This is a genomic window from Niallia sp. FSL W8-1348, from assembly GCF_038006745.1.
Classification (GTDB): domain Bacteria; phylum Bacillota; class Bacilli; order Bacillales; family Cytobacillaceae; genus Niallia; species Niallia alba.
Map to the genome: position 1 here is coordinate 142,179 of NZ_JBBOVV010000002.1, position 21,640 is coordinate 163,818.

The window sequence follows — 21,640 nt, forward strand, 5'->3', positions numbered from 1 at the left end:
TTAAAGCAGTTTTGTTGAAATTTTTTAAAATTAAATTTCAACATACCGCTTATAACGCTGCCTATGTTTAATAGAGAGCGTGGTATAATGAAAAAAATTTTGATTATTGAAGATGAAAAAAATCTATCGAGATTTATTGAATTAGAATTAACGTATGAAGGATATAAAACAGAAGTTTGTTCAGATGGTAGAAGTGGTTTACAAAAAGCATTAGAGGAAGATTGGGACATCATTTTACTAGATTTAATGCTGCCTGAATTAAATGGAATGGAAGTATGCAGAAGGCTCCGCCAAACAAAAAATACCCCTATATTAATGATAACTGCACGTGATAGTGTTCTAGACAGAGTATCTGGTCTAGATAGTGGAGCTGACGATTATTTAGTTAAGCCTTTTGCAATCGAAGAGCTGCTTGCTAGATTACGTGCTTTATTTCGCCGAATAGATCCACAAATAAATTCTTCCAATCAAACAATGACGAAGCTGACTTATAAGGATATAACACTTGAAGTAGAATCCCATATTGCCAAGAAAGGTGAAGAGATTCTATCTTTAACGAAAAGAGAGTATGATTTACTTTATATGTTTATGACGAATATTAATATTGTCTTATCGAGAGATATCTTATTAGAAAAAATTTGGGGCTATGAATCTGAAGTGGAAACAAATGTGATTGATGTGTATGTCAGGTATCTAAGAAATAAACTTGATCCAACTGGACAAGAAGTATATATCGAAACGGTCAGAGGAATAGGATATGTGATGAGATGAAATTTATAAAAAAAATATCTCTTTTACCTTGGAAGTGGAAGTTAACACTCGGATTATCCTTTTGCATTTTTTTAACTTATTCTATTTTTTCATTTTTTGAATTTCATACGGTTTCTTCTTGGTTATTAAATCAGGAAGAAACCGATGTAAAACAAGCAATGGAGCAGGTAGTCCAGCAATTGAGTGTACAAGATAAAGATTTCACGGATGAAGAGCTTACTGATAATGTTTCTTTATTAGAAAAATTAAATAATAATAATCAGCTTATCCGTGTATTAGATGAGGATGGACATGCCATTCTTTCCGATATGAATGGAGATTTCCCTATTATAGAGCCTAATCAAATGTATAATGATGAGCAATTTCATTATATTTCAATCGGTGACCAGAACTCTTTAGTTTACAGTAAAGAAGTACGAGCTCCAACATTTAACGGAAGAGTCGAGATTATTAGGTCGCTTGAATCTTTGGATAAAGTTCGAGAACATTTACAATTTGCAATGACGATGTTTGCAGTGGCTGCTTTGATAATAAGTGCATTGATTGGTTATTTTATTTCCTATTTATTATTAAAACCTATGAATTCTATGACGAAAACGATGAAAAAAATTAAAAGTAGTGGTTTTAAGGAAAGGATGCCAGTCTATCCGCAAAAAGACGAAATCTCTGATTTAACGATTATTTTTAATGAGATGATGGATGTAATTGAACAATCTTTTCAGCAGCAAAAACAATTTATTGAAGACGCTTCCCATGAGCTGAGAACTCCGGTTTCAGTCCTAGAAGGACATCTATCCATGTTAAATAGATGGGGAAAAAACAACCAAGATATTCTAAATGAGTCATTACAAGCATCTACTGAGGAAGTTGCTAGATTGAAAAAGCTAATTATAAGTTTATTAGATTTATCAAAATTAGAACAAAATAGAGTAGATCCTGACTTAACTCCTGAAAGGGTAAAATGGATTTTGGAACATACTATTCATGATTTTATGATGCTGCATCAGGATTTCAACTTTGAGATGAAGTTAGATTCTTTGCATCTTTATAAGGTGTCTGAACAACATTTACAACAAATTACCACCATTTTACTTGATAATGCAGTTAAATATTCTTTACATGAAAAAAATATTTTTCTTCATACACACGAAACAGACCATCATTTTGTCCTAGAAATAAGTGACCACGGAATCGGAATTCCAAAAGAAGACATCGATAAAGTATTCGATCGTTTTTATCGCGTAGACAAAGCAAGGAGTAGAGAGCAAGGTGGAACAGGTCTTGGCTTAGCAATTGCGAAGAAAATTGTCGGATTATACAAAGGAACGATCGAGATTAATAGTAAGGTTGGACAAGGGACAAAAGTAATTGTTCGTTTTAACCTATAGAAGGAAAAAAGGAAGGTCTACTCTTGAGAAAAACAAGGAGTGAACTTCCTTTTTCCTTTGTCATGTAATGATATTTATTGCATAAGATTAACTAGTAAGATTGTTTTTTTTCTGAAGATAGGGGCGATAAAAAATATTTTTAATTTTTTTACCATAAATATGTGTAAAACTTTTGAAGACGTAATTAAACCATGATAGAATAGAAATGTAAACGTTTTAAAAAAGTTTTTTCACTATAAGGTGTATTGTGCAATAACAAAGGGAAGATAAAAATGATATTAAATGTGGTGGAGGGAAATTTTCATGGAGAAGCCATCTGACGGTACAGTCTCATACCAACCAAGGTTCTATGGGCCGAACTTAGGGCTTGTAATGGAGCTTTATGAGCAATATGTTCAAGATCCAAATTCAGTTGATGAAGAAATGAAAAAGCATTTTGATCAATGGGGACCACCTATTGATAATCAAGAACAAACTAGCACGAATCATTTATCTATACAATCCGAAGTTCAAGTTGAAAAAATTATTGCAGCAGTTACATTAGTGAATAAGATAAGAGCTTATGGGCATTTAGCGGCTGATATCTATCCTTTAAACGATCATAACAGGGAATATGAGTTATTCGAGCTGTCTCGTTTTAACTTAACAAAAGAAGATTTAGAAAAAATACCAGCACCGTTAATTTGTCCAGATGCTCCTAAGCATATAACAAATGGCTTTGAAGCAATCCAGTATTTAAAGGAGATTTATACGAAGACAATCGCATTTGAATATTATCATGTAAATGATATTAAAGAAAAAAATTGGCTACAAGCAAAAGTCGAATCAGGAAGCTTAAAACCAGCTTGCCATAAAGAATTAAAGAAAAAACTCTTAAAAAGAGTGATAGAAGTAGAAGAATTTGAAAGTTTTTTACATAGAACGTATGTAGGGCAAAAGAGATTCTCGATTGAAGGTCTCGATACAATGGTACCGATGATAGATGAAATTATTTCGGAAACGGTCTTAAAAGGTGCCCAAAATATTAATATTGGAATGGCACATAGAGGGAGATTAAATGTTTTAGCACATGTTTTAGAAAAGCCATATGAAATGATATTTGCTGAATTTCAGCACGCTCCTAATAAGCAGTTAGTTCCTTCTGAAGGGTCAATTGGTATTAGCTTTGGATGGACAGGAGACGTGAAGTATCATTTAGGTCTCGATAGACAACTTAAATCCAATAATGTATCAAATGTACGCTTAACGCTTGCAAATAACCCAAGTCATCTTGAATTCGTTGGTGCAGTAGTAGAAGGCTTTACTCGTGCTTCTCAAGATGATCGAACGAAACCTGGATTTCCAGAAGAGGATTCAAATAAGTCTCTTGCAATTTTGATACATGGGGATGCTGCTTTTCCAGGGCAAGGTATCGTATCCGAGACATTAAACTTAACTGGCTTAAAAGGGTATCGAACTGGTGGAACCATTCATATTATTGCTAATAACACAATTGGATTTACAACGGAATCTAGTGATTCTAGATCTACTAGATATGCAAGTGATTTAGCAAAAGGATTTGAAATTCCAATTATTCATGTCAATGCAGATGATCCGGAAGCTTGTATTAAAGCTGCAAAACTAGCATGTGAATACAGAGCAACTTTTAAAAAGGACTTTTTAATCGATTTAATTGGATATAGAAGGTATGGACATAACGAAATGGATGAGCCGATGACGACCAATCCATTAATGTACAAGTTGATCCACAATCACCCAACTATTACAAAGTTATATGGGGATAAACTAGTAACGGAAAATGTAGTGAAAGAAGACGAAGTAAAGGCAATAAAAGAAGAAGTTACTCAGAAGCTGAAAGAAGCACATGATAGAGTACCAAAGAAAAATGAAGATCCAATTATAACAAATCCACCTAATTCTGTGGAAAGACAATTGCCAAAAATAAATACAGCAGTACCAATTGAACAATTGAAACAAATTAATGAAGAGTTGCTTTCCTATCCACCTCAATTTCAAATTTTTGATAAATTAGGAAAAGTTTTAAAGAGAAGAAATGACGCTTTAGAGGGAGAGGGGAAAATTGACTGGTCATTAGCCGAGACACTAGCTTATGCTACTATCTTAGTGGATGGTACCCCAATTCGCCTTTCAGGTCAGGATTCAGAGCGTGGGACGTTTGCCCATCGCAATATTATCCTACATGACTATGTGACAGGAAATCAGTATTCTCCATTGCACACGTTATCTACAGCAAAAGCATCATTCGCTGTTCATAACAGTCCATTGTCAGAAGGTTCAGTATTAGGATTTGAGTACGGTTACAATGTGCATGCACCAGAAACGCTTGTGTTATGGGAAGCACAATTTGGCGATTTTGCTAACGCTGCACAAGTCATGTTTGACCAATTTATTGCAGCTGGGCGAGCAAAATGGGGCCAAAAATCTGGGCTAGTTATGCTCCTTCCACATGGTTACGAAGGTCAGGGGCCAGAGCATTCAAGTGCAAGATTAGAGCGATTCTTAATTTTAGCAGCTGAAAATAACTGGACTGTCGCAAATTTATCATCATCTGCTCAATACTTTCATATTTTAAGAAGACAGGCAGCGATTCTTAATAAAGAAGAAGTACGACCATTAGTGATTATGACACCAAAGAGCTTGCTGCGTAATGCCGATGTTGCATCCAACGGTTTAGAATTCAGCGAAGGTGCTTTCCATTCTATTTTGGAAGTTGATAAAGCGGAGCAAAAACAAGAGAAAGTGACACGTTTAGTTCTTTCAACAGGTAAAATATCGATTGATTTATATCAAGCATACCATAAGCTTGAAAATACTGAGGCAATCCATCTTGCAAGAGTAGAAGAAATTTATCCGTTCCCAGAAGAAAGGCTTATGGAAATTGTTAAACGCTATCCAAATTTAAAAGAAATAGTTTGGGTTCAAGAAGAACCAAAAAATATGGGTGCGTGGAGTTTTATTGAACCTAGAATTAGAAAACTTATTTCAAGTTCTATTTCCTTGCAGTATGTTGGCAGAAGAAGAAGGTCTAGTCCTGCTGAAGGGGATCCAATAGTTCATCGAAAAGATCAAGCAAGAATCGTAAATGAAGCATTGACAATGGAATGAATTGAGGGGGAAGTTTAAAATGGCAGAGATAAAAGTACCAGAATTAGCTGAATCTATCACCGAAGGAACCGTAGCACAATGGTTAAAGAAAACAGGGGAGTATGTGGAAAAAGGCGATTATATCGTTGAACTTGAAACAGATAAAGTAAATGTAGAAATTATTTCAGAAGAAAGTGGGATTATTCAAGAATTAAAAGCAAATGAAGGGGATACAGTCCAAGTTGGTGAAACAATTGCGATTGTCAACGCACAGGGAGTTGCTAAAGAACCTAAGGCTGTCGAAAAAACACCTGAAGCAGAGGTAAAGGCAGAGGCTCCGAAAACCGAACTGCAAACAGAAGCAGATACAACAATTAATAAACAAATTCCGATTGCTTCCCCAGCTGCTCGCAAATTGGCTCGGGAACGTGGGATTGATTTAACAGCTATCCAGACAAATGATCCATTAGGAAGAATAAGAGCACAGGATGTTGCAGCATTCGATCAAAAGTCAGCTGCAGCTGCACCGACACAGCCTGCTCAAGCACCAAAAACTGAAAAATCAGCTCCTTCTGTTGAAACAGATAGTCGTGTTGAGAGAGTGAGAATGACAAGAAGAAGACAAACGATTGCTAATCGACTATTAGAGGTAAAGCAAAATACAGCAATGCTTACTACTTTTAACGAAGTAGATATGACAAATGTTATGGCCCTTAGAAATCGCAGAAAAGATGCATTCCAAAAAGAAAATGATGTGAAGCTTGGATTTATGTCTTTCTTTACGAAAGCTGTCGTTGCAGCTCTAAAGAAAGCACCATTATTAAATGCAGAGATACAAGGTGATCAAATTGTCTTAAAAAAATACTATGACATTGGTATTGCAGTATCAACAGATGAAGGACTTGTGGTGCCAGTCTTAAGAGATGCAGATCGAAAGAACTTTGCAGAAATTGAAGGGGAAATTTTAGAATTTGCTAGTAAAGCAAGAAACAATAAACTTTCCTTAAGTGAGTTACAAGGTGGTACATTTACCATTACTAATGGTGGTGTGTTCGGATCCTTGTTATCCACGCCGATCCTTAATGGACCACAGGTTGGTATTCTAGGAATGCATAAGATTCAGTTACGACCAGTTGCGATAGACGCCGAAAGAATGGAAAATAGACCAATGATGTATCTTGCTCTGTCCTATGACCATCGTATTATTGATGGAAAAGAAGCAGTTACATTCTTAGCAAGAATTAAGGACCTATTAGAAGATCCAGAATCATTATTGTTTGAAGCTTAATAAATTGTTTAACATATAGATACAGAGTGTTTCTGAAATTAGAAACACTCTGTATTATTTTCTTTCCCACTCTTAACCGGTAGTTGGCTCTACACTGATGGTTAGTTTTCTTTATAATAGAATAATGTTTTTGGACCGTCTCTTAATAAAAATGCATTATTTAAATAGGAGGAAAGTAAGGAATGAAAAAAACAGTACTTGTTTTTGTATATGGATCCTTGCTGAAGGATGAAGTAAATCATTATATGATGAAGAACTATCCTTGTCTTGCTGAAAATGTGTGGATATATGGCAGATTATTTGATGCAAGGTTAGAATATCCTTTTCTGATAATCGATGACCATAAAAAAGTGTTAGGTGAGCTTTATGAAGTCCCAGTAATAGATGTACCTATTTTAGATGAATTTGAAGATTACAATCCTATTGGAACAGATAATTTATATGAGCGAAAGGTAGTTACCGTACATAAAGAGGATAAAACTTGGGAGGCATTTGTTTATGTCTGTAATCAAGAAGAAATGCTTGTAAACGAAATTATGGAGGATAGTTGGAGAGCTTTTCGAAATAAACCTATATCCCATTCTTAACGAGCAGTAAGAACCCCACTATAAGCTTGCGGAAAATCGAAGAAGCTAGATGGGGGATGAGAAAAACTCCATTGTAAGAAGTTTTCTTTATAATAAATGTTACCAATATAGTTTTTTGGTTTAATGGACCGTTTTTTTGTGGTATAGAATAATATCGACATCATGGAAAGAAGGTCATAATATGTTTATTCAAGAACATAATAATTTATATGCTATCAAGTATAATCATACATCCTATTATGCTATGGATTTCAAACGCTTAGATTGGATTAATGGCTTGTGTTATATGACTTTTTACCAAGCAGATACAGGCAAATGGTTTACTTTTGAAAGAAATAAGATGAAATGGATGACAAAGGAAAAACAGAATTTGGTTTCATAATGAGAACTTGTTGCGCTATGTATCGTTTTCCCTTTATACTAGGATAGTACTAGAATGAAGGGAGCTAAACAAATGATACATCAAAATTGGGAAAGTAAATCATCCATCAAAAAAGTAAAATGTATACATACCGATGCAAGTAAATACATTGTTAATAGAGTATTAACAGTAGGAAAAGAATACGAAGTAAAAAACGAAACAGAGGAATTTTACTTTGTTGTGGACAACACTGGAAAAGTCGGCGGTTTTTACAAAGATTACTTTCAAAGCATATAAAAGTTTAAGATGTCTTTAATGACAAAAGCGTTGTGCAAACGTCCGAGTGGTTCAACTAACCATCAGTGGGGGAGGAAGGAAAATCCCCACTGATGGAAGTTTCCTTTTATCCTATTGGGAAATATCGACAGAAAAGTAAATTCTAATCCTTCGTATATACTAGGTCTTTTTAGTTTTTTTACTCTTCTGGTTTTTTATGGAGGCTAATGTTGATTGTTTCGGTATTTCAATCCATCTGTTTTTTGAAATCTCAATTTGTTGAGAAGTATAGATTCCTGTGTGCCCAGAAAATAGGTAACTAATAATACAAACGATAAAGAAGTAAATACTTGCTTCTAAACCAAATAATTCAATTCCCATAATAAAGCATGCGATTGGTGTATTTGTTGCGCCACAAAATACCCCAATAAATCCTAGTGCAGCCAAAAATGGAGCTGAGACATATAAAATATCTCCTAAAACACTTCCTAATGTTGAACCTACAACAAATAATGGAGTAACTTCTCCACCTTGAAAACCCGCCCCTAGTGTTAAAGCTGTGAAAATTAATTTTATTAAAAAAGTGAAGAAAGATACTGTTCCTTCAAATGCTTGATCAATTAAAGGAATACCAAGCCCTAAGTACTTTCTTGTTCCCACGATAAAAACAAGAATCACCACAACAACTCCACCAAAAAAACTTTTAATTACTGGATTTGGAAATATTTTTGTATAAGTCTTCTTTAGCCAGTGAGTTAATTCACTGAATAATGTACTTGTTAAACCAAAAAGGACGGAAGCTATCACAATTTTTAGAATCAACAGCCATGATAATTCTGGAATACTACCGATATTATAATGGTGATGATGTATACCCCAGGCACTAGTTACGATATCTCCTACAAAAGCTGCTACAAAACTGGGGAAGATTGCTTCATGTCTAATAAGACCAATTGCCAATACTTCTAGCCCAAATACTGTACCTGCAAGTGGGGTGCCAAATACAGAGCCAAACCCGCTACTAATTCCACAAATCATGATAATTTTCCGGTCCATTTCATCTAATTTAAATATTTTTCCTACTAACTCAGAAAAAGCACCACCCATTTGTACGGCAGTCCCTTCACGTCCGGCTGATCCACCGAATAAATGAGTTATTAATGTACCAAAAAGGACTAAAGGTGCCATCCGAAAGGATACACTTTCCTTTGCACCATGTGCTTGTTCAATAATCAAGTTATTTCCTTTCGAGGAATTTTGACCGAACTTCCAATATAGAAAACTGACGAGGGCTCCTCCAACTGGTAATAAAAATAACAACCATGAATTAAATTGCTGCGTTTTTGTTGCCCAGTCTAAACTTGCTAAAAAAAATGCAGAAGCTGAACCAGCTAAAAGTCCTACGCTTCCACCTAAAATGATCCATTTTACGATATAAAATAGTAGACCAATTTGCATTTTTTGAGAAGAAATAGTTACAATACTTTGTTTTAACTTATTCAATTCTCTCTCTCCTTTTTACGTTAGTATGGTACATTTAATAAAAAAAAATAAACTCCTACTAGGGAAAGAACCATTTCAGGTTACATCTCTAGTAGGAGTCATCAGCTCTAACGCGTTTAAGGTGAACTCCATCACCTTTTAAATTAATGTACAATTAATTATACAATATGCCAGTATTTAGGTAAATAAGAATAATGCCCTAAAGCTTTTAAAGTGAACTATTATTTCTCTGTAACTACTTTAGCAGTATTAGTTTGAGGGGGATATAACTTTCTTCCTAATAGAGATTGGAAAATAAGGAATATACCACCAACCGTCCAATAAAGCGGTAATGCTGCTGGGGCATTTAAAGACACCATTACGATCATAATAGGCGAAATCAATCCCATGATACGCATTTGTTTTTGTTGCTCTTGGGTCATCGTGCTTTGTGATACTCTAAACTGCAGGTAATAAACAATACCAGCTAACGCTGTTAAAATAAGGTCAGATTGACCTAAATTAAACCATAAGAATGAATGGGTTGCTATTTCTTGAGAACCACGAATAGCATAATAGAAGCCCATTAAAATTGGCATTTGTATTAGCATAGGCAAGCAACCGATATTCAAAGGATTAATATTATTTTTTTTATATAAATCCATCATTTCCATTTGCAGTTTTTGCTGTTCTTTTTGATCTTTTGTGGTTTTGATTTTTTTCTGAATTGCTTCCATTTCAGGTTTAATTGAATCCATTTTTACTTTCATCAGCTGTTGGTTTTTATATTGTTTAAGCATTAAAGGCATTAGGACCAAACGAATAACTAATGTAATCAATATAATCGCAAGACCGTAGCTGCCTACAAAGACATCTGCTGTTCCATGAATAATTGCAATGAAAGGCTCAACAAATATTTTATGGAAAAACCCATCATTATTTCCTGCTGTGGATGAAGAACAGGCACTTAATAAAACAGTAGATAAACCTAATAGCATAATTAATAAAGTATTTTTAGATAATTTTTTCAACGTAATTCCTCCAAATTTGTTAGTTAAATATTAGATAACAAAGGAGGAATTTGGTTTCTCAGGATCATCATGTGAGCTCTCTATTCTTTTACGGATATTTTTAACAATCCAGTGCAAAATAGGAGTATTATATTTTTGAACATTCATATTTATTGTCGTAATCGAAACATCTAAAGATAGTTGCTGTTCTGAAGCAAAAAACTCTTGTTGAACAGTTATTTTTATGTTCCAATCCCATAAATATTTCAGTACTAGACCTACTAAAAATGTATAGTAAACCGTTTGATAACTAGGAAAAAACGTAAAGTCTAATAATAAATCAATCATTTATACACCTCGTTATTAGTGAACAATAAAATTATATCTAATTCAATGATGAAAAGCAATTTTCAACTGGGGCTATAGTAGAATTTTAAAGAGATTTAGAATTTTTTATGACAATTTGTGAAGGCTTTATATAAAAACTTTTTTGCAACTTTTATAAGAAGGAGTATTTGAATAAAATCAGAAGAATTAACTATTTCTAATAGGAAAAAATAAAATGAATGGTATAATAAAGGATAGTTTAAATATAAATCAAGGTGTATTCTAAAAATGATGTTTTTAATAGGCTGCTTTCTAAAGATTGTTGTTTTTTCAATAGGAGAAAAGAATTAGTCGGAAAAATGGAGCAGCCGTAATACACGTAGATGCTTGCGAGACAGGTGAGACCCCGGAGGCGAAACTGAGGAATCTCAGCGCGAGCCCCACGGAAAGCGAAGTGTATTCCGTCTGCTGGTAATAGCAACAATCTTTACGAGTACTGTCTTTTAATGAGTTCTGAAATTTAAGGGGGGATTTAATGAAAGCTCTAATTAATATAGATTACACCTTTGACTTTGTTGAAGGTAATCTACCATGCGGAGAACCTGCCATTGTAATAGAAAAAGAATTAGTGAAAATCACTCAGAATTTTATCAACAATGGAGATTATACCGTTTTTGCAATCGATTTGCATACGTTAGATGATCCATATCATCCAGAGTCTAAGCTTTTCCCACCTCACAATATCGCTGGAACAAAGGGAAGAGATTTATATGGAACGCTTCAAAAAATATATAAGGACCATAAGGATTTAACCAATGTTTATTGGATGGATAAAACTAGATATAGTGCTTTTGCAGGCACAGACTTACATATAAAATTGCAAGAAAGATCGATTAAAGATATTTATCTAGTTGGCGTTTGTTCAGATATATGTGTGCTCCATACCGCAATTGATGCTTATAATCTTGGCTATAACATCCATATATATGAAAATGCCGTTGCTTCATTTAATGAAATTGGCCATCAATGGGCATTGGATCACTTTAAAAATGTACTAGGAGCTACTATCCTTTAGTCGTTTAGGGTTTGCAGGAGGACTATTAATGAGTTTTAATTATAAAGATGACAGTTTAATGTTACATACTGACTTATATCAAATAAATATGGCTGAAACATACTGGGAGGACGGTATTGCTGAAAAAAATGCAGTCTTTGAAGTATATTTTAGAAAATTGCCTTTTAATAATGGCTATGCTGTTTTTGCTGGTTTAGAGCGAGTGATTCAGTATCTAGAGAATCTCCAATTTTCAGAAGGCGATATCGAGTATTTAAGGCAAGAGGGATTTAAAGAGGATTTTCTTGCCTATTTAAAAGATTTGCGATTTACCGGAAGTCTCCGTTCAGCAGCTGAAGGAGAAGTGGTTTTTGCAAATGAACCACTAATGAGAATTGAAGCGCCTCTGGCACAGGCACAAATTGTGGAAACAGCCATTTTGAATATTGTGAATTACCAAACATTGATTGCAACGAAAGCTTCAAGAATTAAAAATGTAATTGGCGATGGGGTTGTAATGGAGTTTGGCAGTAGACGTGCCCATGAGCTGGATGCTGCCCTTTGGGGAACACGAGCAGCTTTCATCGGTGGCTTTAGTTCAACATCAAATGTAAGAGCAGGAAAGTTATTCGGCATTCCGATTTCAGGAACCCATGCACATTCGATGATACAGGCTTATCATGATGAGTATATTGCTTTTCATAAATATGCGAGAAGACATAAAGATTGTGTATTTTTAGTTGACACCTATGATACATTACGTTCTGGGGTTCCTAATGCCATTCGTGTAGCAAAGGAATTAGGAGATAGTATAAATTTTCGGGGAATCCGCTTGGATAGTGGCGATTTAGCTTATTTATCGAAAGAAGCTAGGAAAATGTTGGACGAAGCAGGTTTCTACGATACAAAGATTGTAGCAAGTAATGATCTGGATGAATATACGATTATTAACTTAAAAGCACAAGGAGCAAAAATTGATATTTGGGGAATTGGAACAAAATTAATCACAGCATACGATCAACCTGCGCTTGGTGGCGTTTATAAACTCGTTTCTATAGAAGATGAAGCCGGTAATATGCAAGATACGATTAAAATCAGCGGCAATCCAGAAAAAGTGACTACACCTGGATTAAAAAGGGTATATCGAATTATAAATGATGTCAATGGGAAATCAGAAGGAGACTATATCTGTATGGAATCTGAACATCCGGAAACAGATGAGCGCTTAAAGATGTTCCATCCGACCCATACGTACATCAGCAAATTTGTTACAAATTTTACAGCAGTAGATATACACCAAGATGTAATTAAGGATGGTAAGTTAGTATACGAGACGCCAGATATCTTTTCTATCCAAAAATATTCTGAGCAAAGCTTAGAAATCCTTTGGGATGAATATAAGCGTTCCTTAAATCCAGAAGAGTATCCGGTGGATTTAAGTCCGTTATGTTGGGAAAATAAAATGAACCACATAGAAAAGGTCAAGATATCTATTCAAAACCGCAAATAAGGAGGAAAAATCATGCGTAATTTACAACAAAAAATTATGAAGGATTTAAATGTTCAAGCTGATATTAATCCAAAAGCAGAAATTGAAAAAAGAGTCCAATTTTTAAAAGATTATGCAAAAAAAGCAAACTCAAAAGGTTTCGTATTAGGAATTAGCGGAGGACAAGATTCATCTTTGGCTGGAAGATTGGCACAGCTTGCAGTTGAACAACTTCGAGAGGAAGGGCATGATGCAACATTTGTTGCAGTTAGACTACCCTATGGTGTTCAGACAGATGAAGCTGATGCGAAACGAGCACTAGAATTTATTAAAGCGGATAAAGAGTATGTTTTTAATATTAAAACTCCTGTAGATGGAGTAAAAGAAGTATATGATGGAATGAGTGAAACTCCATTAGCGGACTATCATAAAGGGAATGTAAAAGCTAGAATGCGGATGATTGCGCAATATTCAATAGGTGGACAAGAAAATTTACTTGTAGTTGGCACTGATCATGCTGCAGAAGCTGTTACGGGTTTCTTTACGAAGTACGGGGATGGTGGTGCAGACGTACTACCGTTAACAGGTTTATCGAAAAGGCAAGGAAAGCAATTATTAAAAGAACTAAAAGCGGAAGAAGCTATTTACCTAAAAGTTCCGACAGCTGACTTATTAGATAATAAACCAGGACAAGCAGATGAAACGGAACTAGGTATAACGTATGATCAATTAGATGATTATTTAGAAGGAAAAGAAGTTACACAAGATGTGGCGGAGAAAATTGAAGCACGCTATTTAATGACAGAGCATAAGAGACAAGTTCCAGCATCTATGTTTGATGAGTGGTGGAAAGAATAGTAAAAATAAGAGGAATTGAGTAATTAATCTCAATTCCTCTTATTTTATATACTTTCAATCACTAGTGTTGCATTAATTTAAATTCACTATTAAAAATACTCAAAATGTTCAATATTATTATTTTGCGCAAAGAAAAAGTCCTTTATAATGGATTAGTCAGGTGGTAACCCGTCCAAATCCACTAAAAAAGGACCATCACATGGACAAGATTACACGAAAAACTTCATTTGGACAATGGTTTTCACCTATAAATCTTCAATTATTTGAAGAAAACGTGAAAACGATGAAATTAGATTACTATACGAAAAAATTAACGACAGAGTCATTTCTAAAATTACTACTTTTTGCGCAGCTACAAGAAATTGAAAGTCTGCATGCGCTGGGTGATTGTCTTTTCGATGACCAGCTTCAAAAAGGGATAGACCTTGATTCTATTAGTATTTCTCAGTTGTCACGGCGGTTAAACGGCATAAACCCTGATCTATTTCAAAGGCTTTTCCTTGATTTAGTGTCACAAATTCATGCCAAAACGCATTACACGAAACTCGTGATGCCGTTAAAAATCATTGATTCAAGCACATTGCCACTTAATTTGACCAATCATAAATGGGCTAAATTCCGCAAAACAAAAGCAGGTGTAAAGTTACATTTGCGCCTTGTGTTTATGGAAAAGGGTATATCCTATCCTGAAAAGGCCGTTATGACAACGGCAAAAGAACATGACCGTGGTCAGCTTGAAATCATGGTGGATGACAAGGAATGCATGTATGTGTTTGACCGTGGTTATCTAGACTACGAGCGCTTTGATCGCATGACTGATGATGGCTACTTCTTTCTTTCACGGCTACGCAAAAATGCAGTCATACGGAACGTTTACGATTTTAAGCTACCCAAGGATACAGCTGTTTTATCAGACCAAATGGTGTTGATAGGTACGACTCAAAACCGTGCTGAAAATTACTTTCGGCTTCTAAAAGTGATGGACTCAAAAGGAAATGAACTTCATTTAATTACAAATCGTTTTGATTTAAGCGCCGAAGAAATTTCAGAAATGTATAAATCACGGTGGGCAATTGAGCTGTTTTTTAAATGGATCAAACAACATCTCAGCATCAAAAAGTTCTACGGTCAAAGCGAATGGGCGATTCAAAATCAAGTATTTATCGCACTAATTGTTTTTTGCCTACATGTTCTCGTGCAAATCGAGACCAGAAGCAAGCGAAAAACCTTACAGATTAGCCGTTATCTAAGGGCTGCATTGTGGAAACCAGCGAATGTTTGGCTTCGAAAGATTGAAGGAAAAGCCATCCCTTAAATATGCAAATTGTCGTCGTTGCAAAAGTCTAATTGTAAATAAATTTCCAAATGGATGGGGCCACCTTTGATTGGGTATTTACTTTTTTGCCTCTAAACAGGGAAGGTGAGTAAACTGAAAATTATGACACTATTTATGCAACACTAGTGACTTTCAATATCAAAATAATTACTCTGCACAAGCATGTACTACTTTTTGGCATACCCTATAAGGAAAGTACAAAATATGTAAATGCAATTAATTTAAATGTTTTGTACGAAAAAAATCAAAGGAGGGAAATAAATGTTTAAAATTCTTGGTTTAGATGTCGATTTTGTATTTTTAAATATTCCTGTATCTTTTGAATACGAACTAGCGATAGGAAAAAAACGTCATCCACACCCACCATACCCACCATATCCTCCATTTGCAGACAGAAGTGCTTAAATAGCATACTTGAAAAAGAGACTTGAACTTCTAATATGAAATTCAAGTCTCTTTTTTTGGGAAAATGCTTTTAATTATTTCTGTTTAAAATAGTAGTCGCAAAATCAACAGATTCTTGCGTAGGTGGTTCTATTCCTTTAAGTGGATATTCTAGACCGAGCGTTTCCCATTTATAAACACCTAATTTATGATAGGGAAGAATATCAATTTTTTCTACATTTTCTAGAGTAGCGATAAAATCACTTAGTCTAGTTAAATCTTCTTCGTTATCATTAATGGTTGGGACTAATACATGGCGTACCCAGATCGGGATTTTTTTGCTGGATAAATAGGTAGCAAAATCTAAAATATGATCATTACCCATTCCTGTTAGTTTAATATGTTTTTTACGGTCGATATGTTTTAAATCGAGTAAAACTAAATCCGTATATTTCATTAATTCATCTAATTGCGCTTGAAAAGAAGGGGCTTTTGAATAACAGCCACCAGATGAGTCAATGGTTGTATGAATGCCGAGTTTTTTACACGCTTTAAATAGTTCGATTAAAAATGGAATTTGTAATAATGGTTCCCCACCACTTACAGTAATACCTCCACCAGAAGGTTCGATAAAAGGAAGGTATGTTTTTAAATCATTGATAATGTCCTCTACAGACATTTGCTTTCCAGTACCAATTTCCCAAGTGTCTGCATTATGACAAAATTGGCAGCGAAGCAAGCAGCCTTGTGTAAACACTACATAGCGAATACCAGGACCATCCACCGTTCCAAATGTTTCAATTGAATGTATATTACCGTTCATGATTATTTCCTCCTTATAATAAACCCGCGAGCCATTAAAGTAGCACTGTAAGAAGTAGGGTTGAGGGATCATGCGAAAATCCCTCAACCGTCCTTTTTGTTACATAGATTCGTGGAAAGTACGACTAATGACGTCTTGTTGTTGCTCACGAGTTAATTTAATAAAGTTAACTGCATATCCAGATACACGAATCGTTAATTGTGGATACAATTCTGGATGTTCCATAGCATCTAATAATGTTTCTCTGTTAAATACGTTAACATTTAAGTGGTGACCAGCTTTTGCTGCATAACCATCTAAAATAGATACTAAATTGTTTACACGTACATCATCTTCTTTACCAAGTGCTTTCGGCACGATAGAGAATGTGTTAGAAATACCATCTAGAGAATAATCGTAAGGTAATTTAGCAACAGAAGATAGGGATGCTAAAGTTCCTTTTGTATCACGACCATGCATTGGGTTAGCACCTGGAGCAAATGGTTCACCAGCACGACGACCATCCGGTGTATTACCAGTCTTTTTACCATAAACAACGTTGGAAGTAATGGTTAAAATAGACATAGTATGCATAGAATTGCGATATGTTTGATGCTTGCGTAATTTTTTCATAAAGCTTTCGACAAGTCCGATTGCAATGCTATCAACAGCATCATCGTTGTTTCCATATTTAGGGAAATCACCTTCTGTTTCAAAATCAACAGCTAGACCATTTTCGTCTCTAATAACTTTTACTTTTGCATGCTTAATCGCACTTAAGGAATCAGCCACAACACTTAATCCAGCGATACCAGTAGCCATAGTACGAAGAATTTCTGTGTCATGAAGAGCCATTTCAATTCTTTCGTAGCTATACTTGTCGTGCATATAGTGGATAACGTTTAATGTGTTAATATAAAGTCCAGCTAACCATTCCATCATGTTATCAAATTTCTCCGATACTTCTTGGTAATCTAGATATTCAGAAGTGATTGGAGCGAATTTAGGTCCAACTTGGACTTTTAACTTTTCATCTTTACCACCGTTAATTGCATATAATAAACATTTAGCTAGGTTAGCACGTGCTCCAAAGAACTGCATTTGCTTACCAATTTCCATTGCTGATACACAACAAGCTATGCCGTAATCATCGCCCCATTGAGGTTTCATGACATCATCGTTTTCATATTGGATAGCACTAGTTTGAATAGACATTTGTGAACAGAATTTTTTAAAGTTCTCCGGTAATTGAGTGGACCAAAGAACAGTTAAGTTTGGCTCTGGAGCAGGTCCTAAGTTATCTAATGTATGAAGGAAGCGGAAAGAGTTTTTTGTAACTAAAGGTCTTCCATCATTAGCCATACCGCCAATAGATTCTGTTACCCATGTAGGATCGCCACTGAATAATTCATTATAATCAGGTGTACGAGCAAATTTAACTAGGCGAAGCTTCATAATAAAGTGATCAACAATTTCTTGTGCTTCTTTTTCAGTTAATATACCGTTTTCTATATCTCTTTCTACATAAATATCTAAGAAAGTAGATACACGTCCTAAGCTCATTGCTGCACCGTTTTGTTCTTTAATTGCTGCAAGGTAGCCAAGATATACCCATTGGAAAGCTTCTTGAGCATTAGCTGCTGGTCTTGATAAATCAAAACCGTAAGCTGCACCCAATTCTTTTAATTCGTTTAAGGCACGAATTTGCTCAGAAACTTCTTCTCTTAATCGAATTGTTTCTTCTGTCATAACAGAACTTGTCGCTCTTTTATCTTTTTGTTTTTCGTTGATTAGGAAGTCAACACCGTATAGCGCGACGCGACGATAGTCTCCAATAATTCTACCGCGGCCGTATGCATCTGGAAGACCTGTAATGATAGCAGCTTTTCTAGCTAATCTCATTTCATCTGTATAAGCATCAAATACTCCAGCATTATGAGTTTTGCGGTGTTCACTAAAGAATTTTTCTAGCTCTTCATCCGCTTTATAGCCATAAGATTCACAAGCTTGGACAGCCATTCTAATTCCGCCATTTGGTTGGAAAGAGCGTTTGAAAGGTTCATCTGTTTGTACACCGACAATCTTTTCTTTCGCTTTATCTAAGTAACCAGGACCGTGAGAAGTTATCGTTGATACGATATCTGTATCTAAATCGTAAACGCCGCCTCTTTCTCGTTCTAATTTACTTAATTCCATTACTTGTTCCCATAATTGTGTAGTTTCTAATGTAGGACCTGATAAGAAAGCAGAGTCACCATAATATGGATTGAAATTTTTTAAGATGAAGTCACGAACATTTACTTCTTTCTGCCATGATCCATTTTTAAAGCCTTCCCAATAATTAGTTGTTTCAACTTTTTCCATTATAATCACCTCATGATTTAATAAAAATATATAACAGAAAGCTTTTTTCTTTCTGTTTTAACTATAACAGATAATGTGTGAGAACAATCACAATAAATGTGTACATCTTGCGAATATTCTGTGTCGTAAATGTGAACTCCAGTAGTACCAACTGCTTAAAGCGTGTTTTCTCAAAATAATTAAAAGAAGAAAGGGAAAAACCTTTAAATAACTGTTATATAGATTTCTTTCGTTTTTCACTAACTGTTATACAATAGGACGTTTTTATTTTTAGAAGGAGAGGAGAAGTTTTCCTTTTAATAGAATAGTGACAATCATTTTGTCCATACTATTGGATAGGAAAGGAAATCTATTTGATAAGAACGTAGAAAAAAGTTCCTTTTCTTTTCTATTGTAGATAAGGTATGATTAATTCTAGGTCTCAATTACTAGAGTAGAAACAATCGAAATGTAAGAGGTGGTAAATATGTTAATCAGAAAAAAAGAAATCTGGATTAATATGGCGAAGATACTACTACCGATTGTCATATTTATCATCATTTTACGCGAAATTAAAAATATGATTATGTCAACGGATATGCACCTTATATATGGATACTTACAGACAATTCCTTATCATAGTTTGTTTTACATTGTATTAGGCGGATTTATGGCGACTCTTCCCATGTTTTTTTACGATTTTTTTCTTGTAAAGCATTTAAAGAAAGATATTCCTTTTGTAGAGGTCGGGAAATATTCTTTTATTAGTAACTCTTTTTCTAATTTAATCGGGTTTGGTGGACTAATAGGAATTGCTTTACGCAACTATTTTTATAAACAATATGAAACAGATCGAAAAAAATTATTTAAAGGGATTGCCGTAGTTACCTTATTCTATCTATCAGGAATTAGTTTATTAGCATGGATTGCTATTCTTTATAGCAGAAGATTGAATTTAATAGGAGAGCATCTATGGATATTTGCAGCTATTATCGTTGTAGGGTTAATCTTTCCTATCTTATTAGTTAGTTATAAGAAAGCAAAGTTACATAGCTTTGCCTTTGACCGAAACCAAATGATTGGCCTAATAGCTGTGTCTTTATTAGAATGGATTTTTCTATTTGCCTATTTATATTTTATCGCCCAAATCATTGAATTACCGGTTTCAGCTGGAGATTTTTTCTTGCTATTTTTAGTTGCTGCATGTACGGGTATTATCAGTATGATTCCAGGAGGGATGGGATCCTTTGAACTAGTGTTTTTGTGGGGGATCGAATCTTTAGGGGTGGAATCAGAACAGATGCTGATCGTATTATTCTTATACCGTGTTGGCTACTATCTTTTGCCGTTTTTAATCGCAGTCTTTCTTTTCTTGCTTGAAGTTGGAAAGAATATAAAGAAAAATGCAGCTGCTTTTTTAAGAGGACTATCCAGTGAGTAACCTATTTTTTCATAGATTGCACATATTTGAGTAGTTTTCATCACAAAAACAAAAGGATTTCATTTTTGTGACAATATTCTAATTGTCATTTATTATTCTCATTTATTTGGTACAATAGTCATGGTATTTAAATATAGAAAATAAATAGGTGGGGGAAAATGAGGGAAACGACAATTGCAATATGTTTCGTTTTACTATTATTTAGTTTTCCTGCAATAAGTAAGGCGACGGAAAGTAGGGAACTAGACTTAATAAGTGAAGCAGTTTTCTTGTTGGATAGTGATACTGGAGCAGTTTTATTTGAAAAGAATGGATATAAAAAAATGTATCCAGCAAGTTTAACAAAGATAGCAACGGCCATTTATGCTATTGAAAAAGGGAATTTGGACGATATTATTACAGTTAGTGAGAATGCATACTCAACAGAAGGGACAAGGGTTTACTTAGAACAAGGTGAACAAGTAACGTTAAGGCATTTAATTGATGGCATGTTAATTAATTCAGGAAATGATGCTGCAATAGCCATTGCAGAATACCTTGATGGGTCCATAGATGAGTTTGAACAAAATATTAATCAGTTTTTAAAAGAGAAAGTAAACGTTCATTCTACACATTTCAAAAATCCAAATGGCCTTTTTCATAAGGATCATTATACAACTGCTAATGATTTAGCATTAATCACCAAATATGCCATGCAAAATGAAATATTTCGAGAAATATTTGGAACTGATGAACTAAAATGGGATGGTTTATCTTGGGATACAACATTAGTCAGCCATCATCAAATGGTTAATGGTTCTAGGCCATATGACAAAGTAACTGGTGGGAAAACAGGTTTTGTTAATGAATCCAAACAAACATTGGCAACAACTGCAGCAAATGAGGAGTTAAGTTTAATCGCTATTGTTTTAAAAGGGAATTATAAGCGTGACGTATATAATGATACAAAAGAGTTATTGGAATATGGATTTAATCAATATACACATAAAGTGATTCCAGCAGGAAAATCGTTTTTTGTTAAAGGGACAACATATGAAACGATGCAAGAAGAGAAAATCACTGTTCCACATACAAAAGGAGAGGAAGAAGTAACGTCGTCTGGCTTATTAATGATAGAAAATGACAATGGCGATATTCTTCAATCTATACAATTAGCTAAAGTAATGCCAGCAGAGGAGACTTTTAAAGAGGAAATTACTGAAGATGTAGTAAAGGACGAAAAAAAATCTTCATTTCCAGGAATTATATTTATTCTTCCTATTGCATTAGGGTGTATATTTTTTATGAAAAGAAGAGTGATTAAACGTTAAAAAACCGGGCGAACCCGGTTTTTTTATT

The 21,640-nt window shown here is 34.6% G+C and carries 19 protein-coding genes and 1 riboswitch; of the genes, 14 read left to right on the forward strand and 5 right to left on the reverse strand.

The annotated features are described in order from the left end of the window. The first annotated feature begins 87 nt into the window (after positions 1-87). The 7 genes from NST60_RS19160 (at position 88) to NST60_RS19190 (ending at position 7,797) form a co-directional block, all read left to right on the forward strand. Positions 88-771 (forward strand): response regulator transcription factor, encoded by a 684-nt coding sequence (locus tag NST60_RS19160; protein WP_169188568.1) that lies wholly within the window; start codon positions 88-90, stop codon positions 769-771. Beyond that, positions 768-2,159, forward strand: coding sequence for a HAMP domain-containing sensor histidine kinase (locus tag NST60_RS19165; protein ID WP_341099985.1), 1,392 nt, complete (start codon positions 768-770; stop codon positions 2,157-2,159). The genes NST60_RS19160 and NST60_RS19165 overlap by 4 nt, the downstream gene beginning before the upstream one ends. Positions 2,160-2,462: 303 nt before the next feature. Beyond that, the gene (locus NST60_RS19170) at positions 2,463-5,285 is read left to right on the forward strand and encodes a 2-oxoglutarate dehydrogenase E1 component (protein ID WP_169188570.1); all 2,823 of its coding nucleotides are present in this window, start codon (positions 2,463-2,465) and stop codon (positions 5,283-5,285) included. A 19-nt stretch (positions 5,286-5,304) separates the two neighbouring features. Next, positions 5,305-6,552 (forward strand): 2-oxoglutarate dehydrogenase complex dihydrolipoyllysine-residue succinyltransferase, encoded by a 1,248-nt coding sequence (gene odhB / locus NST60_RS19175; RefSeq protein ID WP_169188571.1) that lies wholly within the window; start codon positions 5,305-5,307, stop codon positions 6,550-6,552. 182 nt (positions 6,553-6,734) lie between these two features. Then, positions 6,735-7,139, forward strand: a complete 405-nt coding sequence (locus NST60_RS19180; RefSeq protein WP_016203773.1) for a gamma-glutamylcyclotransferase family protein — start codon at positions 6,735-6,737, stop codon at positions 7,137-7,139. 181 nt (positions 7,140-7,320) lie between these two features. Further along, positions 7,321-7,521: a hypothetical protein gene (locus NST60_RS19185; RefSeq protein WP_016203774.1), complete on the forward strand. Its 201-nt coding sequence runs from the start codon at positions 7,321-7,323 to the stop codon at positions 7,519-7,521. A gap of 72 nt (positions 7,522-7,593) precedes the next feature. Beyond that, entirely contained in the window at positions 7,594-7,797 is a 204-nt protein-coding gene (locus NST60_RS19190; RefSeq protein ID WP_169188572.1) for a DUF6501 family protein, read from the forward strand. Positions 7,798-7,956: 159 nt separating this feature from the next. Here NST60_RS19190 and NST60_RS19195 read toward each other — a convergent pair whose 3' ends face one another. The 3 genes from NST60_RS19195 to NST60_RS19205 all read right to left on the reverse strand — a co-directional run bounded on the left by NST60_RS19195 (position 7,957) and on the right by NST60_RS19205 (position 10,616). Then, entirely contained in the window at positions 7,957-9,234 is a 1,278-nt protein-coding gene (locus NST60_RS19195; protein WP_169189674.1) for a voltage-gated chloride channel family protein, read from the reverse strand. Positions 9,235-9,364: 130 nt separating this feature from the next. Continuing rightward, a riboswitch (Fluoride riboswitch) is annotated at positions 9,365-9,424 on the reverse strand. 76 nt (positions 9,425-9,500) lie between these two features. After that, a complete protein-coding gene (gene yidC, locus NST60_RS19200) occupies positions 9,501-10,289 on the reverse strand; it encodes a membrane protein insertase YidC (RefSeq protein WP_169188573.1) in 789 nt (262 codons plus the stop codon). Between the two features lie 30 nt (positions 10,290-10,319). After that, the gene (locus NST60_RS19205) at positions 10,320-10,616 is read right to left on the reverse strand and encodes a hypothetical protein (protein WP_016203778.1); all 297 of its coding nucleotides are present in this window, start codon (positions 10,614-10,616) and stop codon (positions 10,320-10,322) included. Positions 10,617-11,130: 514 nt separating this feature from the next. On the opposite strand from NST60_RS19205, the gene NST60_RS19210 reads away from it, so the two are divergent. From NST60_RS19210 to NST60_RS19230, 5 genes are all read left to right on the forward strand, one after another. Further along, a complete protein-coding gene (locus NST60_RS19210) occupies positions 11,131-11,670 on the forward strand; it encodes a cysteine hydrolase family protein (protein ID WP_016203779.1) in 540 nt (179 codons plus the stop codon). A 28-nt stretch (positions 11,671-11,698) separates the two neighbouring features. Further along, positions 11,699-13,159 carry a nicotinate phosphoribosyltransferase gene (locus NST60_RS19215; RefSeq protein WP_101731182.1) on the forward strand — a complete coding sequence of 487 codons (1,461 nt, stop codon included), beginning with the start codon at positions 11,699-11,701 and terminating at the stop codon, positions 13,157-13,159. A 12-nt stretch (positions 13,160-13,171) separates the two neighbouring features. Then, the gene (nadE, locus tag NST60_RS19220) at positions 13,172-13,996 is read left to right on the forward strand and encodes an ammonia-dependent NAD(+) synthetase (protein ID WP_169188574.1); all 825 of its coding nucleotides are present in this window, start codon (positions 13,172-13,174) and stop codon (positions 13,994-13,996) included. Between the two features lie 199 nt (positions 13,997-14,195). Continuing rightward, positions 14,196-15,311, forward strand: a complete 1,116-nt coding sequence (locus NST60_RS19225; protein WP_169187985.1) for an IS4 family transposase — start codon at positions 14,196-14,198, stop codon at positions 15,309-15,311. Between the two features lie 282 nt (positions 15,312-15,593). Further along, the gene (locus tag NST60_RS19230; RefSeq protein ID WP_169188575.1) at positions 15,594-15,737 is read left to right on the forward strand and encodes a hypothetical protein; all 144 of its coding nucleotides are present in this window, start codon (positions 15,594-15,596) and stop codon (positions 15,735-15,737) included. A 70-nt stretch (positions 15,738-15,807) separates the two neighbouring features. On the opposite strand, the gene pflA is transcribed toward NST60_RS19230, so the two are convergent. Together pflA and pflB are read right to left on the reverse strand one after the other, a co-directional pair. Continuing rightward, the gene (pflA, locus tag NST60_RS19235) at positions 15,808-16,539 is read right to left on the reverse strand and encodes a pyruvate formate-lyase-activating protein (RefSeq protein ID WP_169188576.1); all 732 of its coding nucleotides are present in this window, start codon (positions 16,537-16,539) and stop codon (positions 15,808-15,810) included. Positions 16,540-16,638: 99 nt separating this feature from the next. Further along, positions 16,639-18,882 carry a formate C-acetyltransferase gene (gene pflB, locus NST60_RS19240; RefSeq protein ID WP_016203784.1) on the reverse strand — a complete coding sequence of 748 codons (2,244 nt, stop codon included), beginning with the start codon at positions 18,880-18,882 and terminating at the stop codon, positions 16,639-16,641. Positions 18,883-19,348: 466 nt separating this feature from the next. On the opposite strand from pflB, the gene NST60_RS19245 reads away from it, so the two are divergent. Next, entirely contained in the window at positions 19,349-20,302 is a 954-nt protein-coding gene (locus NST60_RS19245) for a lysylphosphatidylglycerol synthase domain-containing protein (protein WP_016203785.1), read from the forward strand. A 158-nt stretch (positions 20,303-20,460) separates the two neighbouring features. Further along, the gene (locus NST60_RS19250; RefSeq protein WP_101731178.1) at positions 20,461-21,612 is read left to right on the forward strand and encodes a D-alanyl-D-alanine carboxypeptidase family protein; all 1,152 of its coding nucleotides are present in this window, start codon (positions 20,461-20,463) and stop codon (positions 21,610-21,612) included. Positions 21,613-21,640 lie beyond the last annotated feature (28 nt).